The sequence below is a fragment of the Pantoea eucrina genome (assembly GCF_020079945.1).
GTDB classification, from domain to species: Bacteria; Pseudomonadota; Gammaproteobacteria; order Enterobacterales; family Enterobacteriaceae; genus Pantoea; species Pantoea eucrina.
Genome location: NZ_CP083448.1, coordinates 2041464 through 2065877, shown reverse-complemented (window position 1 = coordinate 2065877; position 24414 = coordinate 2041464). Strand labels below are relative to the sequence as shown.

The 24414-nt window shown below is 57.8% G+C and carries 20 protein-coding genes and 1 tRNA gene; 13 read left to right on the top strand and 8 right to left on the bottom strand.

The features are described from left to right. Positions 1-212 precede the first annotated feature (212 nt). Positions 213-910 (bottom strand): IS1 family transposase gene (locus LAC65_RS09770; RefSeq protein WP_223429336.1). Its coding sequence is split into 2 segments (ribosomal slippage): positions 213-661 and positions 661-910, totalling 699 coding nucleotides; the frame shifts between segments, so codons are not numbered across the junction. An 813-nt stretch (positions 911-1723) separates the two neighbouring features. Between LAC65_RS09770 and LAC65_RS09765 the strand changes: the two genes are divergently transcribed. After that, on the top strand, positions 1724-3385 hold the full coding sequence (locus tag LAC65_RS09765) for an autotransporter outer membrane beta-barrel domain-containing protein (RefSeq protein ID WP_158448522.1): 1662 nt from the start codon (positions 1724-1726) through the stop codon (positions 3383-3385). After that, a complete protein-coding gene (locus tag LAC65_RS09760; RefSeq protein WP_082032666.1) occupies positions 3349-4263 on the top strand; it encodes an autotransporter outer membrane beta-barrel domain-containing protein in 915 nt (304 codons plus the stop codon). The genes LAC65_RS09765 and LAC65_RS09760 overlap by 37 nt, the downstream gene beginning before the upstream one ends. A gap of 63 nt (positions 4264-4326) precedes the next feature. Here LAC65_RS09760 and sbcB read toward each other — a convergent pair whose 3' ends face one another. After that, positions 4327-5748, bottom strand: coding sequence for an exodeoxyribonuclease I (gene sbcB, locus LAC65_RS09755; protein ID WP_039385286.1), 1422 nt, complete (start codon positions 5746-5748; stop codon positions 4327-4329). A 195-nt stretch (positions 5749-5943) separates the two neighbouring features. On the opposite strand from sbcB, the gene dacD reads away from it, so the two are divergent. The 3 genes from dacD to LAC65_RS09740 all read left to right on the top strand — a co-directional run bounded on the left by dacD (position 5944) and on the right by LAC65_RS09740 (position 8838). Continuing rightward, the gene (dacD, locus tag LAC65_RS09750) at positions 5944-7113 is read left to right on the top strand and encodes a serine-type D-Ala-D-Ala carboxypeptidase DacD (RefSeq protein ID WP_039385284.1); all 1170 of its coding nucleotides are present in this window, start codon (positions 5944-5946) and stop codon (positions 7111-7113) included. Between the two features lie 174 nt (positions 7114-7287). Beyond that, entirely contained in the window at positions 7288-8346 is a 1059-nt protein-coding gene (locus tag LAC65_RS09745; RefSeq protein ID WP_039385281.1) for an FUSC family protein, read from the top strand. Between the two features lie 171 nt (positions 8347-8517). Next, entirely contained in the window at positions 8518-8838 is a 321-nt protein-coding gene (locus LAC65_RS09740) for a DUF496 family protein (RefSeq protein WP_039385998.1), read from the top strand. 36 nt (positions 8839-8874) lie between these two features. Here the strand turns inward: LAC65_RS09740 and LAC65_RS09735 are convergent, their stop codons facing one another. Together LAC65_RS09735 and LAC65_RS09730 are read right to left on the bottom strand one after the other, a co-directional pair. Further along, positions 8875-9942, bottom strand: a complete 1068-nt coding sequence (locus LAC65_RS09735; RefSeq protein ID WP_039385279.1) for a LacI family DNA-binding transcriptional regulator — start codon at positions 9940-9942, stop codon at positions 8875-8877. 68 nt (positions 9943-10010) lie between these two features. Beyond that, the gene (locus LAC65_RS09730; protein WP_039385276.1) at positions 10011-10796 is read right to left on the bottom strand and encodes a phosphate/phosphite/phosphonate ABC transporter substrate-binding protein; all 786 of its coding nucleotides are present in this window, start codon (positions 10794-10796) and stop codon (positions 10011-10013) included. 216 nt (positions 10797-11012) lie between these two features. Between LAC65_RS09730 and LAC65_RS09725 the strand changes: the two genes are divergently transcribed. Beyond that, complete coding sequence (locus LAC65_RS09725; protein WP_039385272.1) at positions 11013-12035, top strand: LLM class flavin-dependent oxidoreductase; 1023 nt, start codon at positions 11013-11015, stop codon at positions 12033-12035. Positions 12036-12125: 90 nt separating this feature from the next. Here the strand turns inward: LAC65_RS09725 and LAC65_RS09720 are convergent, their stop codons facing one another. From LAC65_RS09720 to LAC65_RS09705, 4 genes are all read right to left on the bottom strand, one after another. Continuing rightward, a complete protein-coding gene (locus tag LAC65_RS09720) occupies positions 12126-12953 on the bottom strand; it encodes a glycosyltransferase family 8 protein (RefSeq protein ID WP_039385271.1) in 828 nt (275 codons plus the stop codon). A 20-nt stretch (positions 12954-12973) separates the two neighbouring features. After that, complete coding sequence (locus tag LAC65_RS09715) at positions 12974-14356, bottom strand: D-arabinono-1,4-lactone oxidase (RefSeq protein WP_071667975.1); 1383 nt, start codon at positions 14354-14356, stop codon at positions 12974-12976. A gap of 60 nt (positions 14357-14416) precedes the next feature. Then, a complete protein-coding gene (locus tag LAC65_RS09710) occupies positions 14417-15076 on the bottom strand; it encodes a TetR/AcrR family transcriptional regulator (RefSeq protein ID WP_039385267.1) in 660 nt (219 codons plus the stop codon). Positions 15077-15172: 96 nt separating this feature from the next. Next, positions 15173-15248 (bottom strand) — tRNA-Asn (locus tag LAC65_RS09705). A gap of 518 nt (positions 15249-15766) precedes the next feature. On the opposite strand from LAC65_RS09705, the gene LAC65_RS09700 reads away from it, so the two are divergent. From LAC65_RS09700 to LAC65_RS09670, 7 genes are all read left to right on the top strand, one after another. Then, positions 15767-16690, top strand: a complete 924-nt coding sequence (locus tag LAC65_RS09700) for a sugar ABC transporter substrate-binding protein (protein WP_039385265.1) — start codon at positions 15767-15769, stop codon at positions 16688-16690. A 33-nt stretch (positions 16691-16723) separates the two neighbouring features. Further along, positions 16724-18208 carry a sugar ABC transporter ATP-binding protein gene (locus LAC65_RS09695; RefSeq protein WP_039385263.1) on the top strand — a complete coding sequence of 495 codons (1485 nt, stop codon included), beginning with the start codon at positions 16724-16726 and terminating at the stop codon, positions 18206-18208. 14 nt (positions 18209-18222) lie between these two features. Further along, positions 18223-19254, top strand: coding sequence for an ABC transporter permease (locus LAC65_RS09690; RefSeq protein WP_039385261.1), 1032 nt, complete (start codon positions 18223-18225; stop codon positions 19252-19254). Between the two features lie 341 nt (positions 19255-19595). Beyond that, positions 19596-20513, top strand: a complete 918-nt coding sequence (gene nac, locus LAC65_RS09685) for a nitrogen assimilation transcriptional regulator NAC (protein WP_039385258.1) — start codon at positions 19596-19598, stop codon at positions 20511-20513. A 123-nt stretch (positions 20514-20636) separates the two neighbouring features. After that, complete coding sequence (gene cbl / locus LAC65_RS09680; RefSeq protein ID WP_224144709.1) at positions 20637-21596, top strand: HTH-type transcriptional regulator Cbl; 960 nt, start codon at positions 20637-20639, stop codon at positions 21594-21596. Positions 21597-21656: 60 nt separating this feature from the next. After that, complete coding sequence (locus LAC65_RS09675) at positions 21657-22490, top strand: GNAT family N-acetyltransferase (protein WP_039385252.1); 834 nt, start codon at positions 21657-21659, stop codon at positions 22488-22490. 104 nt (positions 22491-22594) lie between these two features. Further along, positions 22595-24376: a thiamine pyrophosphate-requiring protein gene (locus tag LAC65_RS09670; protein WP_039385251.1), complete on the top strand. Its 1782-nt coding sequence runs from the start codon at positions 22595-22597 to the stop codon at positions 24374-24376. The last annotated feature ends 38 nt before the right edge of the window (positions 24377-24414 follow it).

The window sequence follows — 24414 nt, the reverse complement described above, 5'->3', positions numbered from 1 at the left end:
TGCTAACACCTTTTCGCGAATAAATAACAGTTTTTTATTTTATTCACAACTTAATGAAATAAAAAATATCAATAAGAATATCTGCCCGCGTGCTTCTGCTAATTCATAAACTGACTTATGTAAAGTTGCTTTATTTTTTGACTAAATTGATTGTGCTTTATTTAGCAGGATTGAATAATTATCAATATTACTCTCTGGGTAATGACTCCAACTTACTGATAGTGTTTTATGTTCAGATAATGCCCGATGACCTTGTCATGCAGCTCCACCGATTTTGAGAACGACAGTGACTTCCGTCCCAGCCTTGCCAGATGTTGTCTCAGATTCAGGTTATGCCGCTCAATTCGCTGAGTGTAACGCTTGCTGATTACGTGCAGCTTTCCCTTCAGGCGGGATTCATACAGCGGCCAGCCATCCGTCATCCATACCACGACCTCAAAGGCCGACAGCAGGCTCAGAAGACGCTCCAGTGTGGCCAGAGTGCGTTCACCGAAGACGTGCGCCACAACCGTCCTCCGTATCCTGTCATACGCGTAAAACAGCCAGCGCTGACGTGATTTAGCACCGACGTAGCCCCACTGTTCGTCCATTTCAGCGCAGACAATCACATCACTGCCCGGCTGTATGCGCGAGGTTACCGACTGCGGCCTGAGTTTTTTAAGTGACGTAAAATCGTGTTGAGGCCAACGCCCATAATGCGGGCGGTTGCCCGGCATCCAACACCATTCATGGCCATATCAATGATTTTCTGGTGCGTACCGGGTTGAGAAGCGGTGTAAGTGAACTGCAGTTGCCATGTTTTACGGCAGTGAGAGCAGAGATAGCGCTGATGTCCGGCAGTGCTTTTGCCGTTACGCACCACCCCGTCAGTAGCTGAACAGGAGGGACAGCTGATAGAAACAGAAGCCACGGGAGCACCTCAAAAACACCATCATACACTAAATCAGTAAGTTGGCAGCATCACCTACTCTCTGTGTCCTTTTAAAAGGAATATTAAATGGCGCTTCTCAGGCTCGTTACAGCGAGCAGCTGTCAATTCATCCTCGGGGCTGCTCTCTGCAGCGTGCCTGTCTCCCGGGCTCAGGTTTCTAACTCAGGCGATTCATCTCTCACCTGTCAGCCATCGGGAGGCTGTTCAGGCAATATTGGTATTTCAGCCACGGGAACGGCAACCCTCTCTGATGGATCGTTTTCCAGCCTTTCAGACATTATCAGAGTAGGCCGGTTTGGCACGTTTTTGCTGACTGGCGCGACTACTCATCTCACTTCTTTTGACATGAGCCTCGGTGACAGCAGCGCGCCGGGCGCAGGTTCAGTGCTGGTGAGCAATGGCGGCCGTCTCTATCTACAGCGAAGTGAGATCTATGGCACCGTGACGGCCAGAGGCAGCGGTTCACACTTTAACTTGTATAATTTCGATAATAATTATTCATTAGATAAGGGATCGGTGCTCAATATACTGGATGGTGCAACAGGCAATGTTGCGCAAATAAACGGTTTAATCAGTGACGGCAGCACAATTAACGTTTCTGGTAAAGGTTCATACCTGAGGATGCATTCAAGCATACTCGTGGATGACCAGCGGTTAACAAACAGTACTATTAATATAGACAATGGCGGCCTGCTCGATATACGGGAGGGAACCAGTAGTAATGCCCCTCCAAAAAATATAATAGCGAACGGGAGTTTAATAAGCGTCAACGGCGCGAACTCAACTCTGCAGGTGGCTGACCTGATTGCCACTGGAACCAACCTGCAGGTTCTGAACGGTGGATTAGCCGATCTGACGGGCAATATGGTTCAGACCGGGGGGCGCCTGCTGCTTGCCGGAGGCGGCACTCTGACGGCAAATACCTTCAGCTTAACCGGAGGCTCAGGCTCAGCCCCGGCAACCCTCCAGATTGGTGATGCCACAAATGGAATAAATGGGCCAGGCGTGATCAATACCCGTTTAACCCGTTCAATTGCCCTGGCTTCAACGTCATCATCGCGTGCAGGCGTGGTATTTGATCACACCGGTTCAGATTATGTTTTTACCCATGCTCTCACAGGCAACGGGGATGTCGCCGTGTTATCCGGCACCACTACTTTGGCTAATCAGAACAGCTATTCAGGCACCACCTCTGTAACCGGCGGAGTGCTGCGCGCGGGAGCGGCCAACGCCTTAAGCAGAAACTCCCGCTATCGCCTGTCAGGCACAGGTACGCTGGACCTGAATGGCCTAAGCCAGGATCTGGGGCAGGTAACCAACGACGGCACCGTCATCGTAAGCGGTTCAGCATCACCAACCGTTGTGAATATGAATGCAGGATATACAGGCAGCGGACGGCTGTCAGTGGCTGGCGAGAATACAACGCTTAATATTACCGGACCGTTTACAAATGTGGGCGCTGTTGAGGCGGCATCCGGCGCAAAAATCACTGCAGCTGCGCTGACTAATAATGGCCGGGTCATGCTCAGAGATACCGGGACCACGCTCACGCTCGCAGACGGGCTGACCAGCAATGCTGACTTCAGCGTCACTGGCGGCGCAGCAATTACCACCCGGCGCGTGACGAACGGCGGCACTATGCTGCTGAGTGGCGCAGGCAGCAGCATGCGTCTCTCCGGCCAGTATGACAACGCCGGCATCCTGCAGCTTGAAGAGGGTGCTGGCTTTACGTCAGGCACTTTCGTTAACGACGGCACCGTGCTGATTACCGGCAGCGGTACGCAGCTTCACACTGACACCCTGACAAACAACAGCACCGGTCTTATTGACCTTAACGGCTTTAGCCGGACGCTGGGCGACATCATCAACGCCGGTACCATCAACCTTGCCGGGAGCAGCGCCGGTGCGGTGCTGACCGTAAACGGCAACTACACCGGCTATAACGGCCTGCTGCTGTTTGGTACTGAACTGGGCGACGACAGCGCCACTTCAGATCGGCTGGTCGTGACCGGTGATGTAACCGGCACTACCCGGGTCCGGGTGAATAATCTGGGCGGTAGCGGCGCAGAGACGCTGAACGGTATTACGTTGATTGAGGTAGAGGGCAGCGCGGACAGCAGCGCCTTTACGCAAGAGGGCCGCATCGTGGCGGGCGCCTACGACTACCGTCTGGTGCGCGGGAGCCGGGACTGGTATCTCACCAACCGTACGGATCTTGAAACCGGGCTTCCCATTATTCCGGATGAAGAAGAGGGCAACGGCAGCGGTGGCGATAATGGTGGCGGTGATGGTGATAGCGGCAGCGGTGATAACAGCGGTGGTGATAACGGCAGTGGCAGCGGGGGCAGCAGCGGTAGCGACGGCAGCGGCAAAGGCGTCATGGTGCTGCGTCCGGAGGGGGCGCCTATGCGGCAAACCTGGCCACGGCTTCGACGCTGTTCGACACACGCATGAACGACCGCCAGGGCACCTGGTACCTTGATCCGGTCACGGGGGAAGAGAAGCATACTTCGCTGTGGCTGCGCACATCGGGCGATCATAACCGCCTGAACGCGGGCGGCGGACAGCTTTCAACCCGCGCTAACAGCAGCGTGACGATGCTGGGCGGTGATGTGGCGGCGACGGAAACGGCGCGTTTTGGTCTGATGGCGGGCTACGGCAACAGCAAAAGCAACACCGCATCAACCATCACCGGCTACCGGGCCCGGGGGCAGGTTAACGGGTACACTACCGGCCTTTACGGGACCTGGTTCGCGCAGGGCACGGACGAAAAGGGCCTGTGGGCAGACAGCACGCTGCAGTACAGCTGGTTTAACAATAGCGTGGATGGTGAGGACGAGGCGGGCGAGTCCTACAGATCAAAAGGGCTGAGCGCATCACTCTCCACCGGCTATGTGATCCCGCTGGGCGCAAATGCGCGCACGGCATTCTTTCTGCAGCCGCAGGCGCGGGTGGGCTGGTCAGGAATTAAGGCGAATGATCACACCGAACGTAACGGTACGCTGGTGCAGGGCTCGGGCCAGGACAACGTGAGCAGCGGCTTGGGGGTAAAGGCGTTCATGAAAGGCCATTCGCAGCTGGATGAGAATACCGGCCGGCAGTTTGGCATGTTTACCGAACTGAACTGGATCCATAACACGCGCGAGTACGTGGTGCGGATGGATGGCGTCAGCGTTTCGCAGAACGGCAGCCGCAACATCGCGGAGGCGCGCGTCGGAATCGATGGGGCGCTGGGCGGCGGCTTGGGCGTAAAAGGCACCATCGGACAGCAGGTGGGTGATAAAGGCTGGTCAGATACGGCGGCGGCGATAAGCATCAGTTACCGGTTCTGAGCCTGTGCGGCCTGATACGGGCCTGCGGCGGCAGGCAACACCCTGCCGCCGCAGCGCCTCTCCTCAGGAGACCAGCGCCTGAGCGTAGTGATAGAGCGCTTTCAGCTGCGCCATCTTATCCGCATCCTCTTCGTGCAGGCTGGCGAGCGACTCCAGCTCCAGCAGAAACGCCTGTACCCGCTCTGGATTTAACGCTTCGCGGCGATGCTGCAGCCAGCGCTGCTGCTCGCGATCGTCGAGGGTGCCGGGGAAATTACGCGCCCGGTAGCGGAACAGCAGCGGATTGACGCGCGCGTCGTTAAACGTAAGATCCAGCGCGGGCAGGTTCTGCGGCGCCGTCTGACGCAGAATATTCATGCCGGCGCGATCGGCATCGCTGAAGAAGCCGTCATAGAGCTGCGCATCAACATCCTCCGACGGCGTAAACGGCTCCGCTTCAGCAAACAGCGTCACCACTTTTTCGCGTACGGCGACGTGCTGGCGCAGCAGGGCGAGGTTCGCCAGACAGTGCTGGCGATCGATCCCGAGCCGCTCCGCATCCTCCGGGCGCAGCGTACTGGCCGGGGCCAGCACCGGGCATTTATTGATGTGCACCAGCTTGATCGGCACCGGAGCCGCATCGCCCAGTTCGCTCTGCCGCGTATAGAGGCGCTCGCGCAGCGCATCCGGCTCCAGCTCCAGCAGCGGCGTCATATCGCCCGCCAGGTCCGCCACAATCAGCGCATTTTTATTATCAGGATGCCACGCCAGCGGCACGATCCAGCTGGTATTGCCCCGCGCGGCGCCAAACATACCGGAGACGTGAACCAGCGGCTTCATCTGCGGAATATCAATCAGGGTCATCAGCTTCTGCTTATTACGATGCGCAAACAGAAACGCATACAGCTTTGGCTGCTTCTCTTTGACCAGTTTTGCCATCGCCAGCGTCGCCCATACATCCGACATCGCATCGTGCGCCTGTTCGTGCGCCACGCCGTTGGCTTGCGTGAGATGCTCCAGCTTAAAGCTGGGAAAGCCCTCATCATTTTCCGGCCAGACAATCCCTTCCGGGCGCAGCGCATAGCAGGCGCGCATCACATCCAGCAGATCCCAGCGCGAATTGCCGTTCTGCCAGCTCCAGCCGTAGGGATCAAAAAAGTTGCGGTAGAAGATGTTGCGCGTGACTTCGTCGTCAAAGCGCACGTTGTTATAGCCGATCACGCAGGTATTGGGCTGGGTAAACAGCGCGTGGATACGTGCAGCAAACTCCGCTTCCGTAACGCCGCGCGCGCGCGCAACCTGCGGCGTAATGCCAGTGATCATCACCGCTTCCGGCTGCGGCAGATAGTCATCTGCAGGCTGACAGTAGAACACTTGCGGTTCACCCACCGGGTTAAAGTCGGCATCGGTGCGCAGGCCGGCAAACTGGGCCGGACGATCCAGCGACGGGCTCTTCCCGAAGGTTTCATAATCATGGAACAGAAAGGTGAACTCAGAGGCGGGCACGGCGTTATCCTGGATTGAAAAATCAACCCACAGAATAGTCGGGCGTTTTAGTCAGTACAACCCTCATCCGCTGTACTGCGGGCGGACCTGAGTTTTTTCTGTACGGGACATACTTTTTTTCAATTTATTCAGATATCAAAGCGCTATTTGCCGTACAACGTGCGGCGGTAAATTCATTTTTAAACTGAGGACGATGTGTTGAAAAGGCGTGTGTGGGTAACTCTTTCTGGATTAGTGTTTGTGGCATCAATAGCGCAGGCGGATGACAGCCTGGCGTTTCCCGTGACGGCGCCGGGTATTGATGCCGCATCATGGGTATTAATGGACGCTACCACCGGGCAGATCCTCACTGCCGGCAATCCGGATGCGGAGCGTAATCCCGCCAGCCTGACTAAACTGATGACCGGCTATGTGGTTGATCGCGCCGTCGATCAGGGAAAAATTACCCGGGATGATGTTGTGACCGTAGGCAAAGATGCCTGGGCGGCCGGAAACCCGGTGTTTAAAGGCTCTTCGCTGATGTTCCTCAAGCCAGGCGATAAAGTCACGGTACGCGATCTGATGCGCGGGGTCATTATCGACTCCGGCAACGACGCCTGCGTGGCGCTGGCAGACTATGTCGCCGGCAGCCAGGAAAGTTTCGTCACCATGATGAACCACTATGTACAGAAGCTCGGTCTGACGCATACCCATTTTGAAACCGTGCACGGCCTCGATGCGCCGGGTCAGCACACCACGGCGCGCGATCTGGCGGTGCTGTCGCGCGCCATTATTAATGGCGAGCGGGACTTTTACGCCATGTACAGCGAAAAGACCCTGAGCTACAACGGCATTACGCAGAACAACCGTAACGGCCTGCTGTGGGATCAGCATCTGCATGTCGACGGCATGAAAACCGGGCATACCGAGAGCGCCGGGTTCAATATCGTCGCCTCCAGTGTTGAAGGGCGTCACCGGCTGATTGCGGTGATCATGGGCGGCAAAAGTTCCAAAGGACGCGAAGAGCAGGCGCGCAAGCTGCTGACGTGGGGGCAGAGCAACTTCGATACCGTGCAGCTGTTCCATGCCGGTAAGAAGATCGGCAACGAAAACGTCTGGTACGGCAATCCGCATAAAGTCGAGGTAGGCACCACGCAGGATATCTATCTGTCTCTGCCGCGCAGCGAAGTGGCTAACGTGATGGCGAAATATGTTATCGATCGCAAAGATCTTACCGCGCCGCTGAAAGCGGGCGAGCAGATTGGTGAGATTCAGGTACTGGATAAAGACAAACAGCTGGCGAGCTATCCGCTCTATGCGCTGCAGACGGTTGAAGAGGCGGGCATTCTTACCCGTATCAGCGACTACGTGAAGCGTAAACTCTGACAGGTTTAACCGTGGCGTTATCGCTGCGTTTCTTTATTGAAAGCAGAATGTAACGCCACGGTTACCTGATACGTACGGATAGAAAAAAAGCGGGAAAAAGCGGCGGCAGGGGCTGAAGCCAGCTGCCATGCCAGGGTAACATAGCGCGCAAATTTTTCCCGTTTCCGGATCACCATGTTACGCGCTGACAAGCCTGTCTCGTCGATTGAATTCTGGTTCTACCGCCACTACCGCGCCGTACACGGCGTGCGTATCGCAATCGCCTTTGTGCTCTGCTTTCTGTTTGTCAGGCTGACAAATATTCCCGAAGGTACCTGGCCACTGATTACGCTGGTGGTGGTAATGGGACCTATCTCAACCTGGGGAAACGTGCTGCCACGCGTGATTCAGCGCATCAGCGGAACCTTTGCCGGGCTGATTTCCGGACTGATTGCGCTGAAGCTGGAGCTGATCTCGCTGCCGCTGATGCTGGTCTGGTGCTTTGCGGTAATGATTGTCTGTGGCTATCTGACGCTGGGCAAACATCCCTACATGGCGCTGCTGATTGGCATCACGCTCGGCGTGGTAGTAGGGGCGCCAGCCGGTGATTTCACCGTGGCGCTGTGGCGCGGCGGCGATGTGATTTTAGGCTCGCTGATGGCGCTGCTGTTCAGTGCCATCTGGGCGCAGCGCGCCTATATCCACTGGCGTATACAGCTTTCAGATGCGTTTGTCAGCATGGCAAAGATCCATCACGCCGGCTTTTCCCCTAATCTGGTCGAGAAGCCGCGTCTCAATACGCGCTTTCAGAAGCTGCTCAGCAGCGTGATCAGAATGCGCGCGCTGCTTGAGCCCGCCAGTAAAGAGACGCGTATTCCAAAATCGGTGTTTGAAGCGATCCAGACCATCAACCGTAACATGGTCAATACCATGCAGATGCAGATTGAAGCCTGGTGGGCCTCACGCGAGAGTCATCTGCTGCTGCTCAGTGCACCTGCGCTGCGGCGTACCCAGCAGATGACTGAAGAGACGCTGAACGCGCTGGCGCTGCTGCTGCAAAAAGGCGAGACGGAACAGGTTATCGCAAACAGCCACGCCCTGGAGGAGATAGTGCAGGAGCTGGAGGCGCTGATCGCCAGCGGCAGCGCGCAGCTTGAAACCACGGCGATTTACGGCTACGTCTGGCTGAGCCTGGAGCAGGCGCGGCAGCTGGAGCGCATGACCGATCTGGTCCGGCTGGCGCTGCGTAAATAGTTTTCTCCGGCAACCACTTAGTGCGAATCGCCCTTTCTTTGCGCTAAGATAAGAGCCAGTCTGAAATTTGCTGTGAGAATTGCTAACCCGGCTCAACAGCCGCTAAGCTACAACTCTTGACGTTATATGACTATTCCGCCTGCTGCTGCAGGCCTTAAGAAAGGTGCCAACATGGAAAATGCCAAGCAATCATTTCAGGACGTGCTGGAGTTTGTGCGTATGTTTCGTCGTAAAAACAAACTGCAGCGCGAAATTCACGATAACGAAAAGAAAATCCGTGATAACCAGAAACGTGTGTTGCTGCTGGATAACCTGAGTGAATATATCAAACCCGGCATGAGCGTGGAGGCGATCCAGGAGATTATCGCCTCTATGCGCGTGGACTATGAAGATCGCGTGGATGAGTACATCATTAAAAACGCCGATCTGTCGAAAGAGCGTCGCGACCTGTCGAAAAAACTGAAAAGCATGGGTGAGCCGAAAGGACACTAAGTGCGGCAGTAAGGTTTCACTGTGACGAGGTCGCCATTATGGCGACCTTTTTAATGCCTGCGCCAGGACCTGCAGCTGGCGGGCAATTTCGCTGTTATCCAGGCCATCCTGCTGCGGAGCGGCCGTGGTTTCGCGCAGAATCAGCCCGGTCTCGAGCAACGGCGCAGGCAGCGTCTCTCCGGCCAGCTGCGCCAGGATCCGGTCCACGCTGATACGCCCAAGCTGCTGCAGATCCTGCCGGATAGTGGTCAGCGGTGGCTGATACCAGGCGCTCTCTGCGGTGTCATCGTAACCAATCAGCGAGATATCCGCCGGGATCGCCACGCCGTGTTGGTGTAGCGCGCGCATCGCACCCAGCGCCATCTGATCGTTAGCCACCAACAGCGCCTGCGGCAGCCGATCCGGCAGCAGGGTGAGCAGTGCCTGATAGCCGGACGCCGCGCTCCAGTCACCCTCCAGAACACAATAAGGCTGCAGCTGATGCTGTGCCAGCGCCCGCTGCCAGTCCGCAAAACGTGCGCGGGCAGAGGCTGAGCGCGCCGGACCGTTCAGCACGCCAATTTCACGATGCCCCAGCGCCACCAGATGATCCACAGCCTGCCGCGCCCCGCAGCTACTCTGATACTGACACTGCGGCACCGGCGCGCAGGTTTCGACATCAAGAAACAGGGCGGGTTTACTGCCGCACTGCTGCTGAATCTGCGCCGCCTGTGCGGCATCCAGCGGCAGGTTAATCAGCAGGGCATCAACGCGCTGCGCCAGCAGCTCATTGACCGTATCGGATGCGGCGCTCTGCGCGTTAGCCATGGCGATCACCAGGTGATACCCCGCCGCCGCGGCCCGCTGCTGAATCGCAGAGGCGATCTGCGCCGGCGCCATCAGCGCCAGATCGCTGGTGGCCAGTCCCAGCGTGCGCGTTGCCTTTCCCGCCAGCTGCTGCGCCACCCGGTTGGGTACGTAGCTGAGTTCTGCCATCGCCGCCTCTACCCGGGCGCGCGTGCGTGCCGAGACCTGCGACGAATGGTTCAGTACCCGGGAAACCGTTTGATAAGAGACGCCGGCCAGGCGGGCGACATCATCCAGCGTTACAGAGCGCGCGGTCATTACATTCTCCTGAATTGACTGCGGCGAGTGTAACAAATTTTCCCGTTAGTCACCTGTTCCCGCGTTGTTCAGAGCCGGGTAACGCCCATGGCTGCCGCCTGCTGCTCCCACGCGAGCACCTCATCATAGTAGCTGCGGCGGGGCACGGAGAAACCGGCCAGCAGGTTAGCCTGCATCAGCGGTTTAAAATCCTCAACGTTGGCCAGTTCAAATAAGGCGCTGCGCAGTTTTTCCAGCAGCAGGCTATCGGTGCGGGAAGAGGTAATAAGCGGCAGGGCCGGGCAGAGCGGCGTCTCGCCAATAATTGTCACATCGGCCAGCGCCTGCGGCTGATACTTCTGCAGCAGCGCCCAGGTAATGCAGTCAATGGCGGCGATATCCGCTTCATTGCGGCGCAGCGCCGCCAGCGACTGCTGATGGCTGCCGCTGAAGTGCGTTTCGGCAAAAAATTTACCGTTCTCTGCAAGCGGTGCGATCGCATAGCGCAGGGCGTTGTAACCGGAGTGTGAGTCAGCGCTGTTGCATACGGCACGGCGTCCGCGAAAATCTTCCAGCATGCGGGCGTTCTCCGCCTGGCGCACCACCAGCCAGCTGCGATAACGCAGATCCTGGCAGCCCGCTGCGCACGACTGCATCGTACCAACCAGCTGTACCTCCGGCAGCTGACTGACCAGCGCATAGCCGCAGGTCTGGCTCAGCAGCAGATTGTCGTCGCGCCAGTGGGTAAGCAGATCGTCCGGGGCGACCACCTCTGCTGTCACATCGCGTTTTGCCAGCAGTTTCAGCAGCGCGCTGGTTGTCGCCGCCGTCGTCGCGCTGTCGATGTCATACATAGGTAAAGAGATAAGGTGCATAGGGCATCCCTGAGTGCATCAGCCTGTTCGGCAAATCAGTGTTTAAGGATAGCTGAGATTGATAAGCGAGAGGGTGGCTGCGGTTGTACAAAAAAGTTGAAGATGCGCACGAAAACTATTGGATATCACTGCCTGCCGCGCTGGCGTACCCTCTGTTTATCGATTTATGCACACGTAACGCCAGGCGGTCCTGTCGCCGGCGGGGAGCACTGAAACATGAAAAAAATTGGCTTTCTCTCATTTGGTCACTGGACGCCGTCACCCCATTCTGCCACCCGTTCGGCGCAGGATGTGCTGCTGCAGTCTATCGACCTTGCGGTGGCGGCAGAAGAGCTGGGGGCCGACGGCGCCTACTTCCGCGTCCACCATTTTGCCCGTCAGCTGAGTTCGCCGTTTCCGCTGCTGGCGGCGGTGGGGGCGAAAACCCGCCGCATTGAAATCGGGACTGGCGTTATCGATATGCGTTATGAAAATCCGCTCTATATGGCAGAAGATGCGGGCGCAGCCGATCTGATCTCTAACGGCCGTCTGCAGCTCGGACTGAGCCGCGGTTCACCGGAGCAGGTGATTGAGGGTTATCGCTACTTTGGCTTTGATCCCCGCGCCGGCGAGAGCGATGCAGATATGGGACGCCGGCATACCGAGGCGCTGCTGGACGTGCTGCGCGGTGAGGGGTTTGCAAAGCCAAATCCGCAGCCGATGTTCCCGAACCCGCCAGGGCTGCTGCGCCTGGAGCCGTTCTCTGAAGGGCTGCGCGAGCGTATCTGGTGGGGCTCCGGCTCAAACGCCACTGCCGTCTGGGCCGCAGAGCAGGGGATGAACCTGCAGAGTTCTACCCTGAAAGATGATGAAACCGGCGAACCCTTCCATGTGCAGCAGGCGCAGCAGATCCGTGCCTACCGTGCAGCCTGGGCTGCCGCAGGCCATCAGCGCACGCCGCGCGTGTCGGTGAGCCGCAGTATTTTTGCGCTGATGAATGATACCGATCGCGCCTATTTTGGCCGCGGTGGTCAGGATCAGGATTCAGTAGGTTTTCTGGATGAGAAGACGCGCGCCATCTTCGGCCGCAGCTATGCAGCCGAGCCGGATCGCCTGATAAAGATGCTGGCAGAAGATGAAGGCATCGCAGAGGCAGATACGCTGCTGCTGACAATTCCAAATCAGCTCGGCGTTGATTACTGCGCGCACGTTATCGACAGCATCCTCACCCACGTCGCCCCGGCGCTCGGCTGGCGTTAACCGGCCGTTTGAAACCAGGGCCGCATAAATGCGGCCCCTACGTTGCATTATCATTCATGGCGCCCTGGCCGCCGATGAAAACCGGCGCCGCTATGCGGTACCGCGCTCCCACCACAGCTTGTCCAGCGCATAATAGCGGTCGCGCTCTTCTTCTGGCTGATTGAGATCGCGCTTCCACGGCTTGGCGAGGATATAGTGCAGGTTTTTAACTTTATCCTGCTGCCACATAGCGCTGTGCTGAAATGGCAGCGTCTTCAGCGCGTTATAGATATAAGAGAGCGGCAGCCAGCGTCCGGCAAACACCTCATTCAGCAGATCCTGCTCGGAGAAGGGATAGCGCTTAAGATCGTCAATCTCCTGCACTTTCTGCTGCAGCCAGCTGAACACAGCGTTATCCGGTTTCAGCACCAGGAAACCGCCATTGAGATAAGCATCAAGCGTGGCGGGCGCCGTTTCACCCCGGTCATGCCAGGTATAGTGACAGTTTTCCGGATGCCAGCTGGCCGGATAGCTCGCAATCTGGTTTGGATTACAGCGGCAGGCGTGGCAGGCGGCCAGCGCATACTTACCCATATCCAGCGTAAACAGCTCATCCATATTCTGCAGGACCAGCATATCGGCATCCAGAAAGACCACGCGCTCATAGTCGGTCAGCTCCCACGCGCGTAGTTTACTCCACACCTCGCCAAACTGTGCCGAGGCGTAGTGCTGCTCCAGCGCGCTGTCAGGCATCAGCGGTGCGACCGGATGGATCACGCAGCCCGCAGCCTGCAGCGCAGCGCGCGTGTCAGCATCGATTGCATCCGTTACCATCACAACCAGCGGCCAGCGGGTTTCACTGCGCTGAAGCGAACGGTGCAGCGCTTTCACGCCAATAACATAATCGGGCTGCGTCAGCAGCGTTACCCAGGCGAACATACTCTCTCCCTGTACAAACATCAGTCAAAAAGCGCGGTGGTATAGTCGTTACTGAAACGACGGGCAGGATCCAGCGTCTCACGCACCGCGCGGAACGCATCCCACTGTGGATAGATATCGCGCCACTGATAGCGCTGCGGATCGTAATATTTCCCCCAGTGCGGACGTCCGCCTTCGGCAGCCAGCAGCTTCTCCACCTCCGTCAGAAAATGCAGGCCCTCCTGCGACAGCGAGCCATCATCCGCGTAGTAGACCACAAAGCCAAAGAAGCAGGAGGGCTGCTGATGTGACGGGCTCAGCCAGCCCTCCGAGGCGCCGGTGCAGCGCAGGATAATCGGGTAGTGCATATGCGGCTGATGCTCAGCGTACCAGGCTTTGATTTTGCTGATAACCTGCGGCGTTCTATCGAGCGGCACGGCAATTTCTACGTTGATCTGCGGCACCGCAATACCGCGACAAAAAAGCTGATAAATATCGCCGCTGACATCGGTGAAATCGCGGAACCGGGTGACGGTGCGGAACTGTTTACCGCCTTTACCGTGGATTTGCGTATCGCGGTGCATTTGCGCCAGCGTCTGATCGATCGTATGGTTCAGGCTGCTGTCGGCGTTATCGCCATGCTCAATCACCTGACGTCCGTTGGCGTGCCAGGCCTGCGTATCCTCATCGCTCGCCTGTTCAGCGTTCCAGACGTGCATCAGGTTGTCATCGACAAACCACCAGGCTTTGCTCAGCTCATAGTCGCTATTCCACTTCAGCAGATCCTGCTCCAGTCCATCGGCACTGACGGCAAACTTGTAGCAGGTAAATAAGCGAAACGGCTGGGTGCGCAGCGTAACCGCCGTCACGACGCCAAGCGAACCCAGTGCAACCTGCGCTGCCGGAAACTCGGGCTCACCGCGCGTAAACTCGCGTATGCTGCCATCAGCCAGCACCATACGGATGCGCAGCGCTTCATCGGCCAGTGAACTCTGCTGTAACCCCTGACCGTGGGTGCCGGTGGCCAGCGCGCCTGCCAGCGTCTGAACGGCAATCACACCCGGCGAAGAGGCGAGCATACGATCGCGTGCGGTTAAGGTGTCATAAACTTCCTGCAGCAACGTACCGGCCGCGAAAGTAATGGAATTGTCATCTTCAGCCACGACGCCGGTAAAGGCGCTCAGGTCGAGCAGCAGGTCGTCGGGCTGCACGCAGAGCATCCGGCCTGGCGACAGCCGGCTGCCCACCAGACGCACTTTGCCGCGCGTATCGCGCAGCAGCTGCTGCAGCTCAGCTTCCGTTTGCGGCTGGTGCAGCTGCTGACGCTGGCCTACGACAGAGTTCTGCGCCCAGTTCCACAGGGCCGTATCATGTTCAGTATCCTGGGTGTTGCGTAACGGATAGAGAAGGGCATCTTTGTTCACTTCAGTGTTCCTTAGTCTCAGGTCTGTGACGGTCCCGTTGATGAGATCAAGCGTAGACCATCATAGCGAACCCGCAGACGACGGGGCCTGGCGAATGTAACGCAGCGTTGCCGCCACGGCCAGCTGACGGTTGCGGCGGATGGTTTCCGCTTCGCTGTCGTCAGGCGTGAACAGCGTATGGAAGGTGTAGCGGTTCGACACATGGTGCACGCAGATACTGCTGATCAAGCGGTGCACATCCACGCTATTAAGGTCGCGGTAAAACAGCCCCTGCTGCTGGCCACGCGTCAGTATCGCTTCAAGCAGATCGAGCGCGCTGCGGTTAAGCGTTTTGATCCGCTCAGACTGCATGATATAGCGCCCGCGCAGCAGGTTTTCGCTGCAGACCAGCCGCATAAAGTCCGGGTGCGCCACATGGTAATCAAAGCTCGCCTCAACCAGTTTGATCATCGCCTGCTCCGGTTCGAGCGTGGCAAGCTGCAGGCTGGTTTCATGCTCGCGCATGGCGCGATACACCTGCTCCAGCACGTCAATGTAGAGCGCTTCTTTGCTGGTGAAGTGATAAACCACCATGCGTTTCGTGGTTTGCGCCAGCGCTGCAATCTGCTCCATGCGGGCGCCCGGCAGGCCATATTCAGCGAAAACAGAGAGCGCAGCCGCAATGATTCGGCGTTTTAATCCTTCCGGATCGTTTTTGCGTTTTGCGGTGGTTTCAGACATAGCGTGACAATCAATCCCATTAAAACGGCAGGGTAACATAGCCCGTCAGACAGCAAAAAGCCCGCTCAGGTTTCCCTGAGCGGGCTTTTCTAATTCTGGCTCCTCTGACTGGACTCGAACCAGTGACATACGGATTAACAGTCCGCCGTTCTACCGACTGAACTACAGAGGAATCGTGTGAACGAGGCGAATAGTAGCGAGCCCGATCCCGCTTGTCAAAGCCGTACTGCACACTTTTGGTTTAAGTGCGCGCAAAAGCACCATTCTGCTGCTTTTCTGCCTGATATGGTGGCAAAGCAAACTGCCAACAGGATCTCACTTCAGAGGCATTTCCGCTGAGATGTTAGAGGCGTGTCAAATTTTTGCGGTTTGCTGATTTTAAAACAACTGTTTCAGTGCTTTTATGATGAAAATTTCATATGAAGCAAGTATGAAACAAATGAACTGCTTATCATCACGCCGGAAACTATTTTTTACCCGGCGGCGGTGACAGCAAAATTAACCTGTTGATAAGGAGCGCGTTCTTCAGAACAACATCAGCTGGCTTCAGCGCGAAAAGTGCAACTATCCAAAATCTGTACCCATAAATAACGCCAGCCGCGGTGCGCAAAGGCAAAAAATTTTTTTCATTTACCTGATGCATCATGCTGTGCGTGCGTTAACCAACAATAAGAAGGTAGAAGGTGCCCTATGAAATTTAAAAAAGCGTTAGTCACTTCCCTGTTGGCCTGCATGTTGCCCGCTGCGGTTATGGCGAAAGATCTGCAGGTTGGCGTCTCAATGGCGCTGTTTGACGACAATTTCCTGACCATTCTGCGCACGGCCATGCAGAAAGAGATGCAGAAAGATAACGTAAAAGGCCAGCTGGAAGATGCCAAAGGGGATGTGTCACAGCAGCTGCAGCAGGTACAGAACTTTATCGGACAGGGCGTGGACGCCATCATCGTCAACCCGGTGGATACCAACGCCGTGAAACCGATTATGGACGCGGCGAAAAAAGCCAACATTCCGCTGATCTTCGTTAACCGTAAACCTGCCGGTGAACTCACGGACAAGATGGCGTATGTCGGCTCAGACTCCGAGCTGGCGGGTCGCCTGCAGATGGAAGCGCTGGCTAAAGCGATGAACGGCAAAGGCAATGTGGCGATCCTGATGGGCGATTTAGCGAACGAATCAACGCGCGACCGCACCAAAGGGGTGGAAGCGGTGGTCGCGAAATATCCCGATATCAAAGTGGTGCAGAAACAGACCGCAAAATTCACCCGTAACGACGCGGTGGATGTGGTCAGCAACTGGATGACCGCCGGCGATGACATCCAGGCTATCGCCTCTAACAACGATGAAATGGCGATTGGCGCACTGCAGGCGCTGGGTAAAAACCCGAACCATATCCTGATCGCCGGCGTGGATGGCACCCCGGATGCGCTGCAGATGCTGAAAAACGGCAAAATGGTCGCCACGGTTTTCCAGGATGCCAGCGGGCAGGGTGCAGGCGCAGTGCGGGCTGCGGTGAGCCTCGCAAAAGGGGAGAAAGTTGAGAAAGTGATCAACATCCCTTACCAGCTGATCACCAAAGAGAACATGGCGCAGTTTGAGAATCGTAACCAGAAATAACCGCTCTCCCCTTAAGCCGTATGGAGGTGATGTATGACCGCTTTTGCGCTTGAAGCCGAAGGCATCAGCAAGTTCTTCCCCGGAGTGAAGGCGCTCGATAACGTCTCACTGCGAATCAGGCCGGGGTCGGTACATGCCCTGATGGGCGAGAATGGCGCAGGCAAATCCACGCTGATGAAATGCCTTATCGGGATTTACCGTCCCGATAAGGGCACTATTCGCATCAAAGGGGAACCCGTGCAGTTTCAGGACACCATGGACGCGCTGCGTTCCGGCATCTCGATGATCCATCAGGAGCTGAACCTGGTGCCGCATATGACCGTGGCGGAGAACATCTGGCTCGGGCGTGAACCGATGAAGTTTGGCTTCGTCGATCACGCCCTGCTAAACCGCCAGACGCAGGAGTTGCTCAACAAACTCAATATTCGCCTCAAAGCGGATCGCATGGTGGGCGAGCTGAGCATTGCGGCGCAGCAGATGGTGGAGATTGCCAAAGCGGTATCGTGGAACTCTGACGTGGTGATCATGGATGAACCCACCTCCGCGCTGACCGAAACTGAAGTGGCGCACCTGTTCACTATCATTCGCGACCTGCGGGCGCAGGGCAAGGCGATTATCTATATCAGCCATAAGATGGATGAGATTTTTACCATTACCGATGAGATCAGCATCTTCCGCGACGGCACCTGGGTCGGCAGCAACGATACCAGCGCGTTTACGCGGCAGTCGCTGATCACCCAGATGGTAGGGCGTGAGCTGACCCAGCTGTTCCCTAAATTCAACGGCACCATCGGCGACGATGTGCTGACGGTGCGCGGCCTGAGCAGCAAAGAGCGCTTTAGCGATATCAGCTTCAGCGTGCGCAGGGGAGAAATTCTGGGCGTGGCCGGGCTGGTGGGCGCAGGGCGCAGTGAGGTGATGGAGAGCCTGTTTGGCATGGAGAGCTACGACAGCGGTGAAGTGCTGATTGACGGCGTGCCGGTCAGCATCGATTCGCCCTCCACGGCCATCGAGAAAGGCATGGCGTTTCTGACTGAGGATCGCAAGAAGTCAGGGCTGTTTCTGGTTCTCTCAGTAATGGAGAACATGAGCATCGTTAACATGCCCGGTTACACCGGCAAAAGCGGCTTTGTCAGCCATGTGAAAATGGCGCAGGACTGTATGGAGCAGATCCGCAAGCTCAATATCAAAACCCCGACCATGGATCAGATCATCAATAACCTCAGCGGCGGTAACCAGCAGAAAGTGCTGATTGCGCGCTGGCTGCTGGCACAGCCGAAGATCCTGATTCTGGACGAACCGACCCGCGGCATCGATGTGGGAGCCAAAGCAGAGATCTACCGCCTGATCAGCGAACTCGCTAATCGCGGCGTCGCTATCATCATGGTCTCCTCTGAGCTGCCGGAAATTCTCGGCATGAGTGACCGCATCATGGTGATGCACGGCGGGCGCATAACCGGCATCCTCAGTAAAGAAGAGGCCGATCAGGAAACCATTTTGTCGCTGGCATCTGAGTGAGGCTTGAGATCCCTATGAATAATGTAAAAGCTACGGCCCCGCAGGCCACTGAACAAAGCTCCTTCTTCAGTAATCTGCGCCACAAGCTGCCGAAAGATACCGGCATTTTTGTGGTGATGTTAGGCATTGCGCTGATCTTTGAAATTGCCGGCTGGTACGTACGCGACCAGTCTTTTCTGCTCAACACCAACCGTTTAGTTCTGATTGTGCTGCAGGTCGCCATCATCGGTATTATCGCGGTCGGCGTTACGCAGGTCATTATCACCACCGGTATCGATCTCTCCTCCGGCTCCGTTATCGCCCTGACGGCGGTGGTGGCGGCAAGCCTGGCGCAAACCTCAGAAAGCCTGTCGCCGATGTTTCCCTCGCTGGTTAACCTGCCTGCGGCTATCCCTATCGGCGCCGGTATTGGCGTCGGGCTGCTGTGCGGCGTCATCAACGGCGTGCTGATCACCCGCACCGGTATTCCGCCCTTTATCGCCACGCTGGGGATGATGGTGTCCGCGCGCGGTCTGGCGCAGTACTATACGCAGGGTAATCCGATCAGCTTTCTGTCAGACGGCTTTACCTCGATTGGTCAGGGCGCCATGCCGGTTATCATCTTCCTGGTGGTGGCGTTCCTGTTCCACATCGCGCTGAAACATACCCGCTACGGCAAATATGTCTATGCGATTGGCGGCAACATGACGTCAGCTAAAGTGTCCGGCATCAACGTTAACAAGTATCTGATCATTGTCTACACCATCGCCGGCGCGCTCTCGGGCCTGGCAGGCGTCGTACTGGCAGCACGCGTCAGCAGCGGCCAGTCAAGCATGGGGATGGCGTATGAGCTGGATGCTATCGCCGCAGCGGTTATCGGCGGCAGCAGCCTGATGGGTGGCGTGGGGCGTATCACCGGCACGCTGATCGGCGCCGTGATCCTGGGACTTATCAAAAGCGGCTTTACCTTCGTGGGCGTGGACGCCTATGTACAGGACATCATCAAAGGCATGATCATTGTGGCTGCGGTTTCCATTGATATGCATCGCAACCGCAAAAAACGCTGAGTCACCTCGCTCTGCGACACGGCTGACCCCGGCATAAACGGGGTCAGGCCGGAGGCGGCACGGGACGCTACCACCTCTCCGTCATCACTTTTTTGCACGTCTGCCTTGCAGGTTTTGCACCAGCAGAGTGCATGCCATCCTCCGCTTTACCCGCCCGCTGCGGCATCAGCACGCTCTGTTTCCTTTCAGGTAATCACAAAAGCTTATTTTCCAGTCTCTTAATTACCACTGCCCGCCGTTTTTTTCCGCGATGAAATAACTGGCCTGCTTATTGCAAAACTCTGTTTATCGGCCAGCAGGCTACGCGCCCTTCAGGGGTTAACCGGATTGACGGAGGCAACATGAACTTAAGACGGCTGAAATATTTTGTGAACATCGTCGATATCGGCAGCCTGACCCGCGCCGCCGAAGTGCTGCACATTGCGCAACCGGCGCTCAGTCAGCAGGTGGCGACGCTGGAGAGCGAGCTGGATCAGCAGCTGCTGATCCGCACCAAGCGCGGCGTAACGCCCACCGACGCGGGTAAAATCCTCTATGCGCACGCCCGCACTATATTGCGCCAGTGTGAACAGGCTCAGGCCGCCGTCAGCAAAGCGGGCCAGACGCTGAGCGGACAGGTTTCTATTGGTCTCGCACCCGGCACGGCCGCCTCTTCTCTGACCATGCCGCTGCTGCAGACCGTGCGCGAGCAATATCCGGACGTGCTGGTGTATCTGCATGAAAACAGCGGCAGTTCGCTAAATGATAAAGTGCTGAACGGTCAGCTCGATATGGCCGTGCTCTACGATCGCTCGCCGGCGGCGGGTGTAACCAGTCTGCCGCTGCTGAAAGAGGAGCTCTATCTGGTCGGCGCCACCGCCTGTCCGGGATCGGCTGTGGATCTGGCCGATGTGGCGCAGATGAACCTGTTCCTGCCGCGCGACTACAGCGCGGTGCGCAAGCGGGTAGACGAAGCGTTTTCGCTGCGCCGCCTGAGCGCGCGCATCATCGGCGAAATTGAATCGATCGCCACCCTGACCGCCGCGGTCTCCAGCGGGCTGGGCGTGACCGTGCTGCCTGAATCCGCGGCCCGGGCGCTGGTCAGCTCAACGCACGCCTGGATGGCGCGCATTACCTCACCGTCGCTGACGCTGCCGCTGTCGCTGAATATGTCTGCGCAGCTGCCGCTCTCACCTGCGGCGCAGGCGGTCAAAACCATCCTGCTGTCGCTGCTGAATAAGCCAGCGGTTACCGATCGCGAGCTGATGCTGGTGGGCTGAAAACCACGGGATCTCAGCAACGCTCCTTATTACTAAACCGCATAACAGGCGGTTTTTTATTATTTGTTGTATTGGCGCCTGCTCCCTACCATGGCGAAAACCGTGCCAGAAGGGAGAGAGGGTGTGAATTTCCAGCAGCTTAAAATTATACGGGAAGCCGCCCGCTGCGACTTCAATCTGACTGAAGTCGCCAACACGCTGTTTACCTCGCAGTCCGGGGTCAGCCGGCATATCCGCGATCTGGAAGATGAGCTGGGCGTGGAGATATTTATCCGGCGCGGAAAACGTCTGCTGGGCATGACGGAGCCGGGTAAAGCGCTGCTGACCATAGCCGAACGCATTCTCGATGAGGCGGGCAAGGTGCGGCGTCTGGCCGATGTGTTTACCAACGAGACCAGCGGCGTGCTGACAATTGCCACCACCCATACGCAGGCGCGTTACAGCCTGCCACGCGTCATCAAAGCGTTCCGTCAGCTCTATCCCAACGTGCGGCTGGAGCTGAATCAGGGCTCGCCGCAGGAGATTGTCGCCATGCTGCTGGCCGGGGAAGCGGATGTCGGTATCGCCTCCGAACAGCTGGTTAACCATGCCAGCCTGGTGGCTTTCCCCTGGTTCAGCTGGCATCACTCGCTGCTGGTGCCGCCCGGGCATGAACTGCTGCTGCAGCAGCCGGTGTCGCTTGAAAACCTGAGCGCCTGGCCGTTAATCACCTACCGACAGGGGATCACCGGTCGTTCACGCGTGGATCGGGCGTTTCAGGCGGCCAGCCTGCGGCCCGATATTGTGCTGAGCGCGCAGGATTCTGATGTGGTGAAAACCTATGTTGAGCTGGGGCTGGGTGTTGGCGTACTCGCCGATCAGGCGTGTGATATCTATCAGGGCGAAAACCTGGTCAAGATTGATGCCCGTCACCTGTTTGAAGCTAACACCGTCTGGCTTGGTCTGAAGCGCGGACAGCTGCAGCGCAACTATGTCTGGCAGTTTCTGGAGCTCTGCAACGCTAATTTGTCGCTGGAGGAGATCAAGCGACAGGCGCTCTCCTATGAGAGTGAAGAAGAGCCGGCGCTCGATTTTCAGATCTGAGGCTGTCAGGCTCGGCAGCGGTGTGGCACTCTTCTTCTGCATTCACTAAGGGAGAACCGCATGAGCATGACGTTGCGTGATATTACGGCGGCCGACGCCGCAGCGGGCCATGCCCTGACGCAGCAGGCGGGCTGGCCACACCGTCCTGAGGACTGGCAGCAGCTGATTGCGCTGGGTGAAGGCGTGGTGATGGAGGAGGCGGGACGACTCTCCGGCTGCGCGCTTGGCTGGCGCTGGGGAAGCAGCGCAGCCACCATCGGCCTGGTGGTGGTGGATCAGCAGGCGCGCGGACGCGGTATCGGCCGCAAGTTAATGCAGGCGCTGATTACGCGCTTCGCCGGCTGCACGCTGCGCCTGCATGCAACGGAAATGGGTAAAGGGCTTTATGCACAGCTGGGATTCAGGGAGTGCGGTCAGGTATGGCAGTACCAGACGGCGGCATTAGCCGCGCCTCCCGCTATAGCGCTGCCGCCAGCGGTAAGCCTGGAGCCGGCATGCAGCGCAGCCTGTGCGGAACTCTGCACGCCCGACTGGCAGGCGACCGGCCTGCAGCGTGCGCGTCTGCTGCAGCAGTTGCTGCCCGGCAGCGTGCTGGCACGCGATGCGCAGGGAGTACAGGGCTTTGCCAGCCTGCGTCGCTTTGGCCGCGGCTGGACCATCGGCCCGGTTAACGCCCGTGACGGCACCGTGGCGCAGGCGCTCGTTGCCGCGCTGCTGCAGACGCTGACCGGTCAGTTTGTCCGGCTGGACACGCCAGACGCCGGGCTGGCAGAGTGGCTGGCAACGCTGGGTCTGCAGCAGGTCGATGCGCCGCACATTATGGTGCACGGCACCCCCTGGCGCCCGACAGAGGAGATGCACTGTTTTGCGCTGGTCTCCCCGGCGCTGGGTTAGGCAGCCAGCGGGCGCAGTCAGGCCATAATCCGGCAGATCCTCTGCACGCCCGTTTCTGTCAGCTACCCTTAAAAGCTGACAACAGCCTTTAAGGGAGCAGCGGGATGAGTAAAAAAACCAGCGATTTTTTTGTCGAGCGCCTGCAGGCGTGGGGCGTCACGCGCATTTATGGCTATCCGGGCGATGGCATCAACGGCGTGCTGGGCGCTATCCAGCGCGCCAATAAAGCGGGTGCCGGCATTGAGTTTATCCAGGTGCGGCATGAAGAGATGGCAGCATTTATGGCTGCCGGCCACGCCAAATTTACCGGTGAGCTTGGCGTCTGCCTCTCCACCGGCGGGCCGGGCGCTACCCACCTGCTGACTGGTCTTTACGATGCGAAAATGGATCATGCACCGGTGCTGGCGATCGCCGGACAGGCTGAAGTGACCGCGCGCGGCGCCAGCTATCAGCAGGAGATGAACCTCGATCGTGTGTTTGCTGATGTCGCTAATTTTGTTCAGGAAGCGGCCGCACCGGCGCAGATCCAGCATCTGGTCGATCGCGGCGTGCGCATTGCGAAAGCGCAGAACGGCGTAGCGGTGCTGATCCTGCCGAAAGATATTCAGGATGAAACCTGGCAGCCACCGCAGCACGCGCACGGTTTTACCCACTCCGGTCCTGGCTATCAGCGTCCGAAAATCGTGCCGTATGAAGCAGATCTGCAGCGTGCGGCAGAGGTTCTCAATGCCGGCAGCAAGGTGGCGATCCTGATCGGTGCAGGTGCGCGCGGCGCGGCAGTGGAAGTGGTGCAGGTTGCGAATCTGCTCGGCGCGGGCGTCGCCAAAGCGCTGCTGGGTAAAGATGTGCTGCCGGACGATGCGCCGTTTGTCACCGGATCAATCGGCCTGCTCGGCACTAAACCGTCGTGGGATCTGATGCAGGAGTGCGACACGCTGCTGATGATCGGCACCGGCTTCCCGTGGACCGAGTTTTTACCTGCCGAGGGCAAAGTGCGGGCGGTACAGATTGATATCGATCCGGCGATGCTGGGCCTGCGCTACCCCTGTGAAGTCAACCTGCACGGGGATAGCGCCGAAACGCTGCGGGCGCTGATCCCGCTGCTGCAGCACAAAAGCGATCGCCACTGGCAGGAGCAGATTGCGCTGCAGGTGCGCGACTGGTGGCAGCTGATGGAGGAGCGGGCGCTGGCGCCGGCTAATCCGGTTAATCCACAGCGGGTAGTGTGGGAGATGTCGCCGCAGCTGCCGGATAACGCTATTGTCACCTCAGATTCCGGCTCCTGTGCCAACTGGTTTGCGCGCGACTATCGCGTGAAGCAGGGGCAGCGCGCCACGCTCTCCGGCGGTCTTGCCTGTATGGGTGCCGCCGTACCGTTCGCTATCGCCGCTAAATTTGCTTATCCCGATAAACCGGTTGTGGCGCTGGTCGGAGACGGGGCGATGCAGATGAATAATATGGCTGAGCTGATCACTATTCAGAAATACTGGCAGCAGTGGGACGATCCACGGCTGATCGTCTGCGTGTTTAACAATCAGGATCTTAATCAGGTGACCTGGGAGCAGCGCGTGATGGAAGGCAATCCGCGCTTCGAGGCGTCACAGCAGCTGCCCGATGTGCCCTACGCGCGTTTTGCCGAGAGTCTTGGCCTGCAGGGGATCGTGGTGGATAATCCGGATGAGTTAGCCGCCGCCTGGCAGCAGGCGCTGAGCGCAAACCGCCCGGTGGTGCTGGAGGTGAAAACCGATCCGGAAGTCGCACCGCTGCCGCCGCATATCACCTTTAAGCAGGCGAAATCCTTTATGGCCTCCATGGTTAAAGGCGATCGCGGCGTGGCACAGATTATCGGTGACACCGCCAGTCAGCTTATCCGCCCCAAACGCTGATTCCGTCGTAGGGGACGCATTCATGCGTCCCTGGCGTC

Bases quoted from the DNA above. Each gene is read 5' to 3' on its own strand.
- LAC65_RS09745 (WP_039385281.1), top strand. From the start codon at position 7,288: ATGTTACGCGCTGACAAGCCTGTCTCGTCGATTGAATTCTGGTTCTAC.
- LAC65_RS09740 (WP_039385998.1), top strand. From the start codon at position 8,518: ATGGAAAATGCCAAGCAATCATTTCAGGACGTGCTGGAGTTTGTGCGT.
- LAC65_RS09735 (WP_039385279.1), bottom strand. From the start codon at position 9,942: ATGACCGCGCGCTCTGTAACGCTGGATGATGTCGCCCGCCTGGCCGGC.
- LAC65_RS09730 (WP_039385276.1), bottom strand. From the start codon at position 10,796: ATGCACCTTATCTCTTTACCTATGTATGACATCGACAGCGCGACGACG.
- LAC65_RS09725 (WP_039385272.1), top strand. From the start codon at position 11,013: ATGAAAAAAATTGGCTTTCTCTCATTTGGTCACTGGACGCCGTCACCC.
- LAC65_RS09720 (WP_039385271.1), bottom strand. From the start codon at position 12,953: ATGTTCGCCTGGGTAACGCTGCTGACGCAGCCCGATTATGTTATTGGC.
- LAC65_RS09710 (WP_039385267.1), bottom strand. From the start codon at position 15,076: ATGTCTGAAACCACCGCAAAACGCAAAAACGATCCGGAAGGATTAAAA.
- LAC65_RS09700 (WP_039385265.1), top strand. From the start codon at position 15,767: ATGAAATTTAAAAAAGCGTTAGTCACTTCCCTGTTGGCCTGCATGTTG.
- LAC65_RS09695 (WP_039385263.1), top strand. From the start codon at position 16,724: ATGACCGCTTTTGCGCTTGAAGCCGAAGGCATCAGCAAGTTCTTCCCC.
- LAC65_RS09690 (WP_039385261.1), top strand. From the start codon at position 18,223: ATGAATAATGTAAAAGCTACGGCCCCGCAGGCCACTGAACAAAGCTCC.
- nac (WP_039385258.1), top strand. From the start codon at position 19,596: ATGAACTTAAGACGGCTGAAATATTTTGTGAACATCGTCGATATCGGC.
- LAC65_RS09675 (WP_039385252.1), top strand. From the start codon at position 21,657: ATGAGCATGACGTTGCGTGATATTACGGCGGCCGACGCCGCAGCGGGC.
- LAC65_RS09670 (WP_039385251.1), top strand. From the start codon at position 22,595: ATGAGTAAAAAAACCAGCGATTTTTTTGTCGAGCGCCTGCAGGCGTGG.